This window comes from Frigidibacter oleivorans, assembly GCF_003993775.1.
GTDB lineage: Bacteria > Pseudomonadota > Alphaproteobacteria > Rhodobacterales > Rhodobacteraceae > Frigidibacter > Frigidibacter oleivorans.
The window spans coordinates 471,396-484,167 of sequence record NZ_RJRZ01000001.1; the positions used below are offsets into that span (position 1 = coordinate 471,396).

The window sequence follows — 12,772 nt, forward strand, 5'->3', positions numbered from 1 at the left end:
GCGAAGACCCGGCCCGAACCCAGGAGACCCGCAATGGCAACATTCGACGTGATCGTGATCGGCGGCGGCCCCGGCGGCTATGTCTGCGCCATCCACTGCGCGCAGCTCGGGCTGAAGACCGCCTGCGTCGAGGGCCGCGAAACGCTGGGCGGCACCTGCCTGAATGTCGGCTGCATCCCCTCGAAGGCGCTGCTGAACGCCACGCATCACCTGCACGAGGTTCACGAGAATTTCGAGAAGATGGGCCTGATGGGCGCGGCCCCCACCGTCGATTGGGCCAAGATGCAGGCCTACAAGCAGGACGTGGTGAACGGCAACACCAAGGGCATCGAGTTCCTGTTCAAGAAGAACAAGGTGACCTGGCTGAAGGGCTGGGGCTCGATCCCCGAGGCCGGCAAGGTCAAGGTCGGCGACGAGGTCCACGAGGCGAAGTCCATCGTCATCGCCACCGGGTCCGAGGCCGCCTCGCTGCCCGGGGTGACGGTGGACGAGGAAACCGTCGTCACCTCGACCGGCGCGCTGAGCCTGAAGGCGATCCCCGAAACCATGGTGGTGATCGGCGCGGGCGTGATCGGGCTGGAAATGGGGTCGGTCTATGCCCGGCTCGGCACCAAGGTCACCGTGGTCGAATACATGGACGCGATCATTCCCGGCGCCGATGGCGAGGTCGTGAAGGCCTTCCACAAGATCCTGACGAAACAGGGCTTCGACTTCGTCATGGGCGCGGCCGTGCAGAAGACCGAGGTCGCGGACGGTAAGGCTAAAGTGACCTACAAGCTGCGCAAGGATGACAGCGAGGCCACGATCGAGGCGGATGCGGTGCTCGTCTCCACCGGCCGCAAGCCCTACACCGAAGGGCTGGGGCTGGAGGCGCTCGGCGTCGAGATGCTGCCGCGCGGGATGGTCAAGATCGACGATCATTTCCAGACCAGCGTGAAGGGCGTCTATGCCATCGGCGACTGCGTGCCCGGCCCGATGCTGGCCCACAAGGCCGAGGACGAGGGCATGGCGGTGGCCGAAATCCTCGCCGGCAAGCATGGCCATGTGAACTATGGCGTCATCCCCGGCGTGATCTACACCACGCCCGAGGTCGCCAGCGTCGGCCAGACCGAAGAGATGCTGAAGGAACTGGGCCGCACCTACAAGGTCGGCAAGTTCCCGTTCATGGGCAATGCGCGGGCGAAGGCGGTGTTCCAGGCCGACGGTTTCGTCAAGCTCTTGGCCGACAAGGAAACCGACCGCATCCTCGGCTGCCACATCATCGGGCCGGGCGCGGGCGACCTGATCCACGAGGTCTGCGTCGCGATGGAATTCGGCGCCAGCGCGCAGGATCTGGCGCTGACCTGCCACGCCCACCCGACCTATTCCGAGGCGGTGCGCGAGGCGGCGCTGGCCTGCGGCGACGGCGCGATCCACGCCTGACCTGGTCGGGACGCACGAACGGGGGGCCGGCCGATGCGCCGGCCCTTTCCGTTGCGCCTGCAGCCGCTTGCCCTGCGCCCGCAGCCATGATCCTCTGACACGGATCACGGATCGGTGGAGGATAGGGACATGAGGATGCTGCGCCTGATTTCGCTCGCAACCGCGATGCTGGCCGGCCCCGCGCTGGCGCAGGACCATGCCGGGCATGGCGTGCCGGGCAGCGCGATGCAGGGCTACATGGACGCGATGGCCACGATGGACATGGCGATGCAGGACATGCCCTCGACCGGCAATGCCGATGCGGATTTCCTGCTGATGATGATCCCGCATCACCAGTCGGCGCTGGACATGGCGAAGGTGCAGCTGGAACTGGGCGAGGATGCCGAAACCCGCGCGCTGGCCGAAGAGATCATTGCCGCGCAGGAGCGCGAGATCGCACAGATGCAGGCGATGCTGCGGCGAATGGGGTTCGATCCGGCGCCGTAGGGCCGACCGGCCCTACTCCACCGTCCGGATCATCCGGCGTTCCAGCACCCGCAGCACCGTCTTCAGGTCATGGCCCCGGCGCAGCACCTGTCCATCCATGCCGATTACCGCATATTGACCCTGCCGGGCGCGCAGCCTGGGGCGCTTCTCGATCCGGTAGAGCGGGAATTCCGCCGTCCGGCGGAAGACCGAAAACACCGCCACCTCGCGCAGGAAGCTCATGCCATAGTCGCGCCACTCGCCGGCCGCGACCATGCGGCCATAGAGGCCCAGCAGCACCGACAGTTCGGCGCGGTCGAAAGCGACCTGATCGGCCGGCACGGGTGCGGGGAAGGGCGTGGGCGGGATCACCGACATGAAGGGAATGTGACGCCGCTTCCCGCGCAAATCAAGCGCCGGCGCGGCCTTCCCCCCGCCGCCCGGAGGCCCGGGGCGGCCGGGGATGACAAGCGCGTTATCACGCCAATGCTGTTTCGCGGCAGTGACATAAACATGCCTATGGTTCCCTGACCGTCCCAACCAGCAAGGAGCAAGTCGTGATCGTCAAGACCCGCCACATCGGCGCCGCCCTCATCATCCTCGCCGCCGGCATCGCCTCGGCCCAGGACACGGCCAGCAATCCCGTCGTCAAGGAACGCATCGACCTGATGGGCGTGATCCGGGTAAACACCGGGACGCTGGGCGACATGGCCTCGGGCAAGGCGCCGTTCGATGCGGCCAGGGCCGAGACGGCAAAGGCGGCGCTGGCCGAGGCCGCCGCGCAGATTCCCGCCCGGTTCGAGCCGCAGGAAACCGACCCGGTGTCCGAGGCGAGGCCGGAGATCTGGACGAACTGGGACGATTTCGTCGCCAAGGCGCAGATGCTGCAGACCGCGGCCGAAGGCATCGACACCGGCAGCCTCGATGGCGTGAAGGCCGGGATGGGCGCGGTGGGCGGCGTCTGCCGCGAATGCCACACGCCCTATCGCATGTGACGGGGTCGACCGGGGCGCGCGCGATCCTGTGCGCGCGCCCTGCCCCGGCCTCAGCCGCAATAGACGCGGGTGATGCGTCCGTCCTCGCCCACGGCGAAGTTCAGACGCTCGACATTGTAATCCATGGTCACCGCCTGCCCGGGCCGGATCACGCGCATCGGCTGCGCGAAGCGCATGGTGTCCAGCGCGCTGGCCGGCTGGCCCACCATCTGCTGCAGACCCGCGGCGCCGCAGGCATCCTCCATGGGCGGCGTGCCACCCCCCGCCCCGCCTTCGGGCATGCAGGCGACCAGACCCAGCAGCGCCGCCCCGCCAAGGCCGAGATCCCGGCCCACGCGACGCCGGCCGATAATGTCCACCATCCTTCGCTCCTCCTCCGTTGCCCGTTGCAAGATCGCGCGGTTTCGCACAACCTCCGCCCCGCCACGAGTAGCAGCCCGGACACAGAAGAGGGAGTCACAGACATGAGAACGCGCGCCGCCGTCGCCGTCGCCCCCGGCAAGCCGCTGGAAATCATGGAGGTGAACCTCGAAGGCCCGAAGAAGGGCGAGGTTCTGGTCGAAATCAAGGCCACGGGTATCTGCCACACCGACGAATTCACCCTGTCGGGCGCGGACCCGGAAGGCATCTTCCCGGCGATCCTGGGGCATGAGGGCGCGGGCGTCGTGGTCGAGGTCGGCGAGGGCGTGACCTCGCTGAAGCCGGGCGACCACGTGATCCCGCTCTACACCCCCGAATGCCGCGAATGCCCTTCCTGCCTCAGCCGCAAGACCAATCTCTGCACCGCGATCCGGTCCACCCAGGGCCAGGGGCTGATGCCGGACGGGACCACGCGGTTTTCCATGCTCGATGGCACCCCGATCCATCACTACATGGGCTGCTCGACCTTCGCCAACCACACCGTGCTGCCGGAAATCGCGCTGGCCAAGGTGGACCCGACCGCGCCCTTCGACACGATCTGCTATATCGGCTGCGGCGTCACCACCGGCATCGGCGCGGTGATCAACACCGCCAAGGTCGAGATCGGCGCCAAGGCCGTGGTCTTCGGTCTGGGCGGGATCGGGCTGAACGTGATCCAGGGCCTGAAGATGGCGGGCGCCGACATGATCATCGGCGTCGACCTGAACGACGACAAGAAGGAATGGGGCGAACGCTTCGGCATGACCCATTTCGTCAACCCGAAGGCGGTGGAGGGCAGCGTCGTCCAGCATATCGTCAACATGACGAAGACGCCCTTCGACCAGATCGGCGGGGCGGATTACAGCTTCGACTGCACCGGCAACGTCAAGGTGATGCGCGACGCGCTGGAATGCACCCATCGCGGCTGGGGCGTCAGCGTGGTGATCGGCGTGGCCCCGGCGGGGGCGGAAATCCAGACCCGCCCGTTCCAGCTGGTGACGGGCCGCGTCTGGAAGGGCACCGCCTTCGGCGGCGCGCGCGGCCGCACCGACGTGCCGCAGATCGTCGACTGGTACATGCAGGGCAAGATCGAGATCGACCCGATGATCACCCATCGCCTGACGCTGGACGAGATCAATACGGGTTTCGACCTGATGCATCAGGGCAAGTCGATCCGCAGCGTCGTGGTGTTCTGAGGCGCTTTCGTCGGCACGCATTGACCGAAACGCGTCGCCGCGGCCACTGCGGCGGCGCTTTCCCTTGCCTCGGCGGGTAAAAATTCTATACCCCGGCTACAACTTAGGGGTAAGACGATACTAACGCAGAAGGGGAATGCCGCGATGCCGCCACGCCTGACCTCGGCGGGGGATGAAGACGTCTTCGACCTCGCCCCCGTTTCCATGTGGCTGGAGGATTACAGCGCGGTCGCCCGGCAGTTCGACGAATGGCGAGCCGATGGCATTACCGACCTGCGTGCCTACCTGACCGAAGACCTGTCCCGCGTCGCCGACTGTTCGCGCCTGATCCGGGTGCTGCGGGTCAACCGCCGCACGCTCGACCTGTTCGAGGCGCGCGATCTGGCGCATCTGGAGGCCAATCTCGACAAGGTCTTCCGCGACGACATGCTGGAAACCCATGTGGGCGAACTGGTGCAGCTGTGGGACGGGCAGCAGCAGTTCGACAGCCTCGCCGTCAACTACACGCTGGGCGGGCGCCGGCTGGACATCCGCCTGCGCGGCGCGGTGCTGCCGGGCCACGAGGCGACGCTGGCCCGGGTGCTGCTGACCGCCGAGGACGTGACCGACCGCGAAACCGCCCGCCGCGAGGCCGAGGCGAGCCGGCTTTATGCCGAGGGCGTCTTCGCCTATTCGCCCGTCTCGCTGTGGGTCGAGGATTTCAGCCGCATCCGCGAGATGCTGGAAGATCTGCGCCTGCGGGGCATTCAGGATCTGCGGGTCTTCACCGATGTGCATGGCGAATTCGTGCGCCAGTGCATGGGCGAGATCCGGGTGCTGGACGTGAACGAGGCGACGCTGCAGATGTTCTGCGCCCCCGACCGCGACACGCTCTGTTCCCGACTGGGCGAAGTGTTCCGCGACGACATGGAGGTGCATTTCCGCGAACAGCTGATCGAGCTGTGGCAAGGCCACCTGCATCACAGCCGCGAGGTGGTGAACTACGCGCTGGATGGCAGCGAGCGGGTGGTCATCATGCATTTCGCCGTGCTGCCGGGCCACGAGCGGGACTGGCGGCAGGTGCTGATCTCGCTGACCGACATCACCGCGCGCAAGAAGGCCGAGGCCTATCTCGCCTATCTCGGCCGCCACGACGTGCTGACCGGCCTGAACAACCGGGCGCACTACATCGACCTGATCAACCGGCTGGACCGGCAGCAGATCAGCCCCGTCTCGGCCGTGATGATCGACCTGAACGGGTTGAAGGCGGTGAATGACGAACTGGGCCACGATGCCGGCGACGCGCTGCTGCGCCGGACCGGCGAGGTGCTGAAGGAGGCGGCGGGGGACGAGGCGCATGTCGCGCGCATCGGCGGCGACGAATTCGCCATCGTCATCCCCCGCGGTGCCGCGGTCGAGGCAGAGGCAATGGTCGACAACGTCCTGCGGCTGCTCGACATCAACAACCGCTACTACTCGACCCTGCCGCTCAGCATCGCGATCGGGGCGGCGACCGGCACCGATGGCGAGCCGGTGGAGGCGACGATCCGCCGGGCCGATCAGGCGATGTATGCGCACAAGCGCAAGTACTACGCCGAACGCGCCGGCGGCTGAGCGGCGCCCGGCGGCCGGCGACGCCACTGCCGGCCTTTCGCTGCGGCGCGTTTTCGGGCAAGACCGGGGAAACCGGAAGGACCGCCCATGCCAGAACCCCGCTCGCCCCGCCTTTGCGTCCTGATCGACGCCGACAACGTGCCCGCCCACTATGCCGGCGCGATCTTCGACGAGGTGGCAAGCCTCGGCGAGGCCAGCGTGCGGCGCATCTATGGCGACTGGTCGGCGGTGCGGCTGAACAAATGGGCCGAAAAGGTCGCGGCGCTCGGGCTGGTGGCGGACCAGCAGTTTTCCAACACCAAGGGCAAGAACGCCTCGGACATCGGGCTGGTGATCGCGGCGATGGACTTCCTGCATTCGGGCCTGTTCGACGGCTTCGTCCTGGTGTCGTCGGACAGCGACTTCACCCGGCTGGCCGCGCGCATCCGCGAACAGGGGCTCGACGTCTATGGCATCGGCGAAAAGAAGACGCCCGAGGCCTTCCGCATGGCCTGCAAGCGGTTCATCTATGTCGAGAACCTGGGGGCGGACGATGCGCCCGCCGAGGGCGGCGAGCCGTCGCTGCCGGAACCCGCCGGCACAGCCCGCACGCCGGAGCCCGCGCGCCGCGGCAAGGAGCCGCCCACGCAGGCGATCCCGCTGATCGTGGCGGCGATGCGGGCCATCGACCCCGACGGCGAATGGTATTCGCTGGGTCCCATCGGCCAGTTCATCACCCAGGCCAACCCCGATTTCGACGTGCGCACCTATGGCGTGTCGAAGTTCAGCGACCTCGTGCGCAAGACCGGGCGGTTCGAGGTGAAGCAGGGACCGGGCAACACCCTGCTGGCGCGCGATCTGGCCTGATCTGACGTCAGGCCAGAGCTGGCAGCCGCCTCAGGCCAGCTTCCGCGCTGCCATGCCATAGCGCGCCATGAACATCTCCACCGCGCCGTCGATGGTGCGGCGGGCATCGCGCGCCGTCGCCTCGGCCGCGATGCCGAAGATCAGCCGCGCATGCAGGTCCGCCTTGCACAGTTCCGCGAACTGGTCGGCGGCCAGGTCGATATCGTCGATGGCCAGCTCGCCCCGCCCCACGGCAAGGCGCAGGTAATCCGCCAGCCGTTCCCGCACCAGCAGCGGCCCGGACTGGTAGAATTCCTGCCCGAGCGCGGGGAAACGGTCGCTTTCGGCCACGCAGATGCGGAACATCTTCTGCCCGAAGTCGGAAGACAGGAACGCCACGATGCGTTCGGCCGCGCCGCGCAGCACAACTTCGGGCGGGGCGGTGAGGTCCAGCACCTGCAGCGCCTCGTCGGCCTGCCGGGCGCATTCGCCCTTCGCCACCTCCATGAACAGCAGACGCTTGTCGGGGAAATAGGCGTAGAGCGTCGCCTTCGACACCCCGGCCTCGCGCGCGATGTCATCGACGCTGGCGCCTTCGAAACCGTCGCGCAGAAAGATCGTGCGGGCGCCGTCCAGCACCTGGTCGAACTTCCGCCCTTTCCTGATGCTGCCCTGCCGGTCGTCCATGCGCCTCGCGTCCATGGGGGCGATCATAGCCCGCCGCTCGGGCGCGGGGCAAGACAGGCCGGACCGCGGCTCAACGCGACGGCGCTGCCGGCAGGGCGGTGGACTGGGTGCTGACGACCGGCTCGGACGGGAATTGCAGATGCGGCAGATCGAAGCCGAAGCCACCGGCAAAGGCGGGCGCGGCGGTCAGGGCGAGGGCGGCGACAAGCAGCGGAAGACGGGGCATGATGCGACTCCTTGGTGGGTGATGCGCCAAATCTAAACCGATTGGTTCAGATTACAAGCGGATTTTGAACTGACCTGTTCATTTTCCGCGTTTGATCTTCGCCCTGCTCCGGATATATTTAGAAGCATTCTAAAGAACGGATCCCGTCATGTTCTCGATGCCCTCCGGCCGCCACCGCTTTGCCGATCTGAGCGAGCGCGAAATCCTCGCGCTCGCGATCTCGTCCGAAGAGGACGATGCCCGCATCTATCGCAGCTATGCCGACCGGCTGCGCGGCGACTATCCGGCGACGGCCGCGATCTTCGAGGGTATGGCGGCCGAGGAAGACGGCCATCGCCAGCGGTTGATCGACCTGTTCCGCAGCCGGTTCGGCGACACGATCCCGCTGATCCGCCGCGAACATGTCGCGGGCTATTATGCCCGCCGCCCCGTCTGGCTGATCGAGACTCTCGGGCTCGACCGCATCCGTGCCGAGGCCGAGACGATGGAGCGGGATGCCGAACGCTTCTACCTCGCCGCCACCGCCCGCACCCGCGATGCCGCCACCCGGCGGCTGCTCGGCGATCTGGCGGCGGCCGAATCCGCCCATGGCAGCCGTGCCGCGGCGCTGGCGGCCGACAGCCTGCCCGACCCTGTGCGCGCCGACGAGGATCGTGCCGCCCGCCGCCAGTTCGTGCTGACCTGGGTGCAGCCGGGTCTGGCCGGGCTGATGGACGGATCGGTCTCGACCCTCGCGCCGATCTTCGCCACCGCCTTCGCCACCCGCGACCCGCATACGACGCTGCTGGTGGGGCTGGCGGCCTCGGTCGGTGCCGGCATCTCGATGGGCTTCACCGAGGCAGCGCATGACGACGGCGTGCTGTCCGGGCGCGGCAGCCCGTGGAAGCGCGGGCTCGCTTCGGGCGTAATGACGGCGGCGGGGGGTCTGGGCCATGCCCTGCCCTATCTGATCCCGCAGTTCTGGACGGCGACGCTGCTGGCCATCGCGGTGGTCTTCATCGAGCTGTGGGCCATCGTCTGGATCCAGAACCGTTTCATGCAGACGCCCTTCCTGCGCGCGACTTTCCAGGTGGTGCTGGGGGGCGCGCTGGTCTTCGCGGCGGGGGCGCTGATCGGCGCGGGCTAGCCCGGCGCGACCGCTGGCCTGCGGCGGTGCAGCATGATAGGCCTTGCGCAACATGCTGGCCATCTTCCTCAAGACGCTGCCGTTCTTCGGCCTGATCGGTCTCGGCTGGGCCGCGGGCCGGCTGCGCGTCTTCCCCGAGGAGGCGACGACCTGGCTCACGCGCTTCGTCTTCTACTTCGCGCTGTCGGCGATGCTGTTCCGCTTCGCCGCGACCCTGTCGCTGGCCGAGCTCTTCGATCCGGCCTTTGTCGCGGCCTATCTGACGGGCTCGGGGCTGCTGTGGGGGCTGGTCTTCTGCATCGGCCGGGCGCGGGGCGAGCCGCTGGCCCCCGCCGCGATGGAGGCGCATGCCGCCGTCAGCGGCAATACCGGCTTCCTCGGCGTGCCGATGCTGGTGGTGCTGCTCGGCGCGGCGGCGGCGGGGCCGGTGCTGATGGTGCTGACGGTGGACATGATCGTGTTCTCCTCGCTCATCACCCTGATCGTTGCGGCGGTGCGGCAGGGACGGGTCTCGCCGGCGCTGGCCGGGGCGCTGGCCAAGGGGCTGGCCCGCAACCCGATGATCATGTCGATGGCGGCCGGTCTGGCATGGTCCGCGGCCGACCTGCCGATGCCCGCGCCCGCGGACGAATTCCTGACCCTGCTCGGCGCGGCGGCGACGCCCGGCGCGCTGTTCGCCATCGGCGCCTCGCTGGCCGCCCGGCGGGGGGCGGAACGGCCCGGGCCGGCGATCTGGCTGTCGGCGGCCAAGCTGGCGCTGCACCCGCTGGCGGTGGGGGTGGCGGCATGGGCCTTCGCCGTCGATCCCTTCGCGGCCGGCGTGATGGTCGCCGCCGCCGCGCTGCCGGTCGCGGGCAATGTCTATATCCTCGCCAGCCACTTCCGGCTGGCCGAACGCCGCGTCTCTGCGGCCATCCTGATCTCGACCGCGGCGAGCATCCTGACGCTGCCCGCCGTGATCGCCCATCTCGGCCCCTGAGGGGCAGATCCATGACGGAGGAACCGATGCGGACCATCGCGGAAAACAAGTGCTTCGGCGGCGTGCAGGGGGTCTATGCCCATGACTCGGACGCCTGCGGCTGCGAGATGACCTTTGGCCTGTTCCTGCCGCGCGAGGCCGAGGACCGGCCCGTGCCGCTGGTCTGGTACCTGTCCGGGCTGACCTGCACCCACGAAAACGCCATGACCAAGGCCGGCGCACAGCAATGGGCGGCGGAATTCGGGCTGGGCGTGATCTTCCCCGACACATCGCCCCGCGGCGAGGGCGTGGCCGATGACGCGGCCTATGACCTCGGGCAAGGCGCGGGCTTCTATGTCAACGCCACCGAGGCCCCCTGGGCGCCGCATTTCCGCATGTGGGACTATGTGGCCGACGAACTGCCGCGCCTCGTCACCGCCACGTTCGAGGTCGATGACGACCGCCAGTCGATTACCGGGCACTCGATGGGCGGGCATGGCGCGCTGACGCTGGCGATGCGGCTGCCGGGGCGGTTCCGCGCCGTATCGGCCTTCGCGCCCATCGCCAACCCCACGGCCTCGGACTGGGGGCGCAAGCAGTTCGCGGCCTATCTCGGCCCGGATGAAAGCCTGTGGGCCGACCATGACGCGACGCTGCGGATGCGGGCGGTGGGCTTCGACGGGCCGATGCTGGTGGATCAGGGCGCCAAGGACCAGTTCCTGAACCTGCTGCGCCCCGAGGCGCTGGCCGAGGCGATGATGGCCCGCCGCCAGCCCGGCCAGTTCCGCATGCAGCCCGGCTATGACCACAGCTATTTCTTCGTCTCGACCTTCATGGGCGACCATATGGCCTTCCATGCCGAGGCGCTGCACGCGTGACGCGGCTCTACGTCGATGCCGATGCCTGCCCGGTCAAGGACGAATGCCTGCGCGTGGCGGAACGTCTGGGGGTGCGGGTGATCTATGTCGCCAATGGCGGCATCCGCCCCTCGCCGCATCCGCTGGCCGAGACGATCTTCGTCGGTCAGGGGCTGGACGAGGCGGACCGCTGGATCGCCGACCATGCCGGGCCGGGCGACATCGTCGTGACCTCGGACATCCCTCTTGCCGCCCGCTGCGTCGAGGCGGGGGCGCGGGCGCTGAAACCGAATGGCGAGCCGCTGACCGCCGCCAATATCGGCAACGTGCTGGCGATGCGCGACCTGATGGCCGACCTGCGCAGCGCCGACCCGTTCCGGCAGGGCGGCGGCAAGGGCTTTACAAGGGCAGACCGGTCCCGTTTCCTCGACGCGCTCGACCGGATGCTGCGGGCGGCGATGAAAGAGGACGGCACATGACACCGAAGGCCGTGGTCTACGACATCGGCAACGTGCTGATCGAATGGCAGCCCGAACGCTTCTACGACACGATCATGGACATCGACCGCCGCAAGCGCCTGTTCGCCGAGGTGGACCTGCACGGCATGAACGAGGAGATCGACGCAGGCGCGCTGTTCCGCGAAACGATCTACGACTGGGCCGACCGCCATCCGGACTGGGCCAACGAGATCCGGCTGTGGCACGACCGCTGGATCGACATGGCCTCGCCGATCATCGACCGCTCGCTTCGGCTGCTGCGGGCGCTGCGCGGCAAGGGCGTGCCGGTCTTCGCGCTGTCGAATTTCGGCATCCACAGCTTTGCCTATGCGCAGACGCAATACCCGTTCCTGACCGAATTCGACCGCCCCTATATCTCGGGCCATATGGGCGTCACCAAGCCCTCGGCGCGCATCTACGAAATGGTGGAACAGGATTGCGGCCTGCCGCCCGGGGCGCTCCTCTTCACCGACGACCGGGCCGACAATATCGCCGCCGCCGCCGCCCGCGGCTGGCAGACGCATCTTTTCGATGGCCCCGACGCCTGGGCCGCGCGGCTGGTGGCCGAGGGCCTGCTGACCGAGGCAGAGGCGGGATGAGCATTGAGATCGTTGGCCCCGAGGCCGAGGCACAGCTGGACTGGATCGCCCTGACCGACGCCATCGCCGCGGGCCATGCGCTGCCGCGCGCCGAGGTGGCCGACACCTTCCTCTATCGCGGCGAGGACACGCTCCTGACCCGGTCCGCCTGGATCGACGGGCTGGGGCTCGCCATCAAGGGCGCGACGGTGATGCCGGGCAACCCTGCGCGGGGCCGGCCGATGGTCAACGGCGCGGTCAACCTCTTCTCCGACAGCGACGGCACGCTCGAGGCGATCGTCGATTTTCACCTCGTGACGAAATGGAAGACGGCGGGCGACTCGCTTCTGGCCGCGCGCCGCCTCGCCCGGCCGTCGGCGCGGCGGATCCTGATCGTCGGTGCGGGCAGCGTCGCCCGCTCGATGGTCGCCGCCTATTCCGCCGCCTTCCCCGGCGCGGCCTTCGCCGTCTGGAACCGCACCCCGGCGGGGGCCGAGGCGATGGCCCGCGACCTGTCCGCCATGGCCGAGATCCGGCCCGCCGCGGATCTGGCCGCGGCGGCGGCCGAGGCCGAGATCATCGCCACCGCCACCATGTCCTCCGCCCCGGTGATCCGGGGCGAATGGCTCTCGCCCGGCACCCATCTCGACCTGATCGGCGCCTATCGCCCCGACATGCGCGAGGCCGACGATGCCACCCTGCGCCGCGCCCGGATCTTCGTCGACGCCCGCGCCACCACGCTGCACCATATCGGCGAGCTGAAGACGCCGCTGGCCGAGGGCGTGATCGCGGAAAGCGATGTGCTGGGGGATTTCTACGACCTGCCCCCGGGCCGCTTCGCCCGGACGTCGGACGACGAGATCACGCTGTGCAAGAACGGCGGCGGCGCGCATCTCGACCTGATGACGGCGAAATACATCCTCGCCGCCTGGCGGGCGCGCTGACCGC

Annotated in this window: 16 protein-coding genes; 12 read left to right on the forward strand and 4 right to left on the reverse strand. The window is 68.4% G+C overall.

The features are described from left to right. The first annotated feature begins 33 nt into the window (after positions 1-33). Positions 34-1,422 carry a dihydrolipoyl dehydrogenase gene (lpdA, locus tag EEY80_RS02430; RefSeq protein WP_126974946.1) on the forward strand — a complete coding sequence of 463 codons (1,389 nt, stop codon included), beginning with the start codon at positions 34-36 and terminating at the stop codon, positions 1,420-1,422. A 129-nt stretch (positions 1,423-1,551) separates the two neighbouring features. After that, positions 1,552-1,908 (forward strand): DUF305 domain-containing protein, encoded by a 357-nt coding sequence (locus EEY80_RS02435; protein ID WP_126974947.1) that lies wholly within the window; start codon positions 1,552-1,554, stop codon positions 1,906-1,908. 12 nt (positions 1,909-1,920) lie between these two features. On the opposite strand, the gene EEY80_RS02440 is transcribed toward EEY80_RS02435, so the two are convergent. After that, positions 1,921-2,265 carry a DUF2794 domain-containing protein gene (locus EEY80_RS02440; RefSeq protein WP_126974948.1) on the reverse strand — a complete coding sequence of 115 codons (345 nt, stop codon included), beginning with the start codon at positions 2,263-2,265 and terminating at the stop codon, positions 1,921-1,923. 179 nt (positions 2,266-2,444) lie between these two features. Between EEY80_RS02440 and EEY80_RS02445 the strand changes: the two genes are divergently transcribed. Then, positions 2,445-2,882: a c-type cytochrome gene (locus EEY80_RS02445; RefSeq protein WP_126974949.1), complete on the forward strand. Its 438-nt coding sequence runs from the start codon at positions 2,445-2,447 to the stop codon at positions 2,880-2,882. Between the two features lie 50 nt (positions 2,883-2,932). On the opposite strand, the gene EEY80_RS02450 is transcribed toward EEY80_RS02445, so the two are convergent. Further along, positions 2,933-3,244, reverse strand: a complete 312-nt coding sequence (locus tag EEY80_RS02450; protein WP_235829683.1) for an I78 family peptidase inhibitor — start codon at positions 3,242-3,244, stop codon at positions 2,933-2,935. Between the two features lie 102 nt (positions 3,245-3,346). On the opposite strand from EEY80_RS02450, the gene EEY80_RS02455 reads away from it, so the two are divergent. The 3 genes from EEY80_RS02455 (at position 3,347) to EEY80_RS02465 (ending at position 6,916) form a co-directional block, all read left to right on the forward strand. Continuing rightward, a complete protein-coding gene (locus EEY80_RS02455; RefSeq protein WP_126974950.1) occupies positions 3,347-4,477 on the forward strand; it encodes an S-(hydroxymethyl)glutathione dehydrogenase/class III alcohol dehydrogenase in 1,131 nt (376 codons plus the stop codon). A gap of 144 nt (positions 4,478-4,621) precedes the next feature. Then, the gene (locus tag EEY80_RS02460; RefSeq protein WP_126974951.1) at positions 4,622-6,070 is read left to right on the forward strand and encodes a sensor domain-containing diguanylate cyclase; all 1,449 of its coding nucleotides are present in this window, start codon (positions 4,622-4,624) and stop codon (positions 6,068-6,070) included. 87 nt (positions 6,071-6,157) lie between these two features. Beyond that, positions 6,158-6,916: an NYN domain-containing protein gene (locus EEY80_RS02465; protein WP_126974952.1), complete on the forward strand. Its 759-nt coding sequence runs from the start codon at positions 6,158-6,160 to the stop codon at positions 6,914-6,916. 30 nt (positions 6,917-6,946) lie between these two features. Here the strand turns inward: EEY80_RS02465 and EEY80_RS02470 are convergent, their stop codons facing one another. Both EEY80_RS02470 and EEY80_RS19970 read right to left on the reverse strand, forming a co-directional pair. Next, a complete protein-coding gene (locus EEY80_RS02470; RefSeq protein ID WP_235829684.1) occupies positions 6,947-7,597 on the reverse strand; it encodes a TetR/AcrR family transcriptional regulator in 651 nt (216 codons plus the stop codon). Between the two features lie 55 nt (positions 7,598-7,652). Continuing rightward, positions 7,653-7,808: a hypothetical protein gene (locus EEY80_RS19970; RefSeq protein ID WP_164738110.1), complete on the reverse strand. Its 156-nt coding sequence runs from the start codon at positions 7,806-7,808 to the stop codon at positions 7,653-7,655. A 148-nt stretch (positions 7,809-7,956) separates the two neighbouring features. On the opposite strand from EEY80_RS19970, the gene mbfA reads away from it, so the two are divergent. The 6 genes from mbfA to EEY80_RS02500 are packed head-to-tail and all read left to right on the forward strand — an operon-like array spanning position 7,957 to position 12,768. Next, entirely contained in the window at positions 7,957-8,934 is a 978-nt protein-coding gene (gene mbfA / locus EEY80_RS02475) for an iron exporter MbfA (RefSeq protein ID WP_126974953.1), read from the forward strand. Between the two features lie 52 nt (positions 8,935-8,986). After that, positions 8,987-9,913, forward strand: a complete 927-nt coding sequence (locus EEY80_RS02480) for an AEC family transporter (RefSeq protein WP_126975100.1) — start codon at positions 8,987-8,989, stop codon at positions 9,911-9,913. 26 nt (positions 9,914-9,939) lie between these two features. After that, on the forward strand, positions 9,940-10,770 hold the full coding sequence (fghA, locus tag EEY80_RS02485) for an S-formylglutathione hydrolase (protein ID WP_126975101.1): 831 nt from the start codon (positions 9,940-9,942) through the stop codon (positions 10,768-10,770). Continuing rightward, positions 10,767-11,228 (forward strand): YaiI/YqxD family protein, encoded by a 462-nt coding sequence (locus tag EEY80_RS02490; RefSeq protein ID WP_126974954.1) that lies wholly within the window; start codon positions 10,767-10,769, stop codon positions 11,226-11,228. Before fghA ends, EEY80_RS02490 begins: the two co-directional genes overlap by 4 nt. Beyond that, positions 11,225-11,845 carry an HAD-IA family hydrolase gene (locus EEY80_RS02495; protein WP_126974955.1) on the forward strand — a complete coding sequence of 207 codons (621 nt, stop codon included), beginning with the start codon at positions 11,225-11,227 and terminating at the stop codon, positions 11,843-11,845. Before EEY80_RS02490 ends, EEY80_RS02495 begins: the two co-directional genes overlap by 4 nt. Then, positions 11,842-12,768, forward strand: a complete 927-nt coding sequence (locus tag EEY80_RS02500; RefSeq protein WP_126974956.1) for an ornithine cyclodeaminase family protein — start codon at positions 11,842-11,844, stop codon at positions 12,766-12,768. The genes EEY80_RS02495 and EEY80_RS02500 overlap by 4 nt, the downstream gene beginning before the upstream one ends. The last annotated feature ends 4 nt before the right edge of the window (positions 12,769-12,772 follow it).

Bases quoted from the DNA above. Each gene is read 5' to 3' on its own strand.
- lpdA (WP_126974946.1), top strand. From the start codon at position 34: ATGGCAACATTCGACGTGATCGTGATCGGCGGCGGCCCCGGCGGCTAT.
- EEY80_RS02435 (WP_126974947.1), top strand. From the start codon at position 1,552: ATGAGGATGCTGCGCCTGATTTCGCTCGCAACCGCGATGCTGGCCGGC.
- EEY80_RS02440 (WP_126974948.1), bottom strand. From the start codon at position 2,265: ATGTCGGTGATCCCGCCCACGCCCTTCCCCGCACCCGTGCCGGCCGAT.
- EEY80_RS02450 (WP_235829683.1), bottom strand. From the start codon at position 3,244: ATGGTGGACATTATCGGCCGGCGTCGCGTGGGCCGGGATCTCGGCCTT.
- EEY80_RS02455 (WP_126974950.1), top strand. From the start codon at position 3,347: ATGAGAACGCGCGCCGCCGTCGCCGTCGCCCCCGGCAAGCCGCTGGAA.
- EEY80_RS02460 (WP_126974951.1), top strand. From the start codon at position 4,622: ATGCCGCCACGCCTGACCTCGGCGGGGGATGAAGACGTCTTCGACCTC.
- EEY80_RS02465 (WP_126974952.1), top strand. From the start codon at position 6,158: ATGCCAGAACCCCGCTCGCCCCGCCTTTGCGTCCTGATCGACGCCGAC.
- EEY80_RS02470 (WP_235829684.1), bottom strand. From the start codon at position 7,597: ATGGACGCGAGGCGCATGGACGACCGGCAGGGCAGCATCAGGAAAGGG.
- EEY80_RS19970 (WP_164738110.1), bottom strand. From the start codon at position 7,808: ATGCCCCGTCTTCCGCTGCTTGTCGCCGCCCTCGCCCTGACCGCCGCG.
- mbfA (WP_126974953.1), top strand. From the start codon at position 7,957: ATGTTCTCGATGCCCTCCGGCCGCCACCGCTTTGCCGATCTGAGCGAG.
- EEY80_RS02480 (WP_126975100.1), top strand. From the start codon at position 8,987: ATGCTGGCCATCTTCCTCAAGACGCTGCCGTTCTTCGGCCTGATCGGT.
- fghA (WP_126975101.1), top strand. From the start codon at position 9,940: ATGCGGACCATCGCGGAAAACAAGTGCTTCGGCGGCGTGCAGGGGGTC.
- EEY80_RS02495 (WP_126974955.1), top strand. From the start codon at position 11,225: ATGACACCGAAGGCCGTGGTCTACGACATCGGCAACGTGCTGATCGAA.
- EEY80_RS02500 (WP_126974956.1), top strand. From the start codon at position 11,842: ATGAGCATTGAGATCGTTGGCCCCGAGGCCGAGGCACAGCTGGACTGG.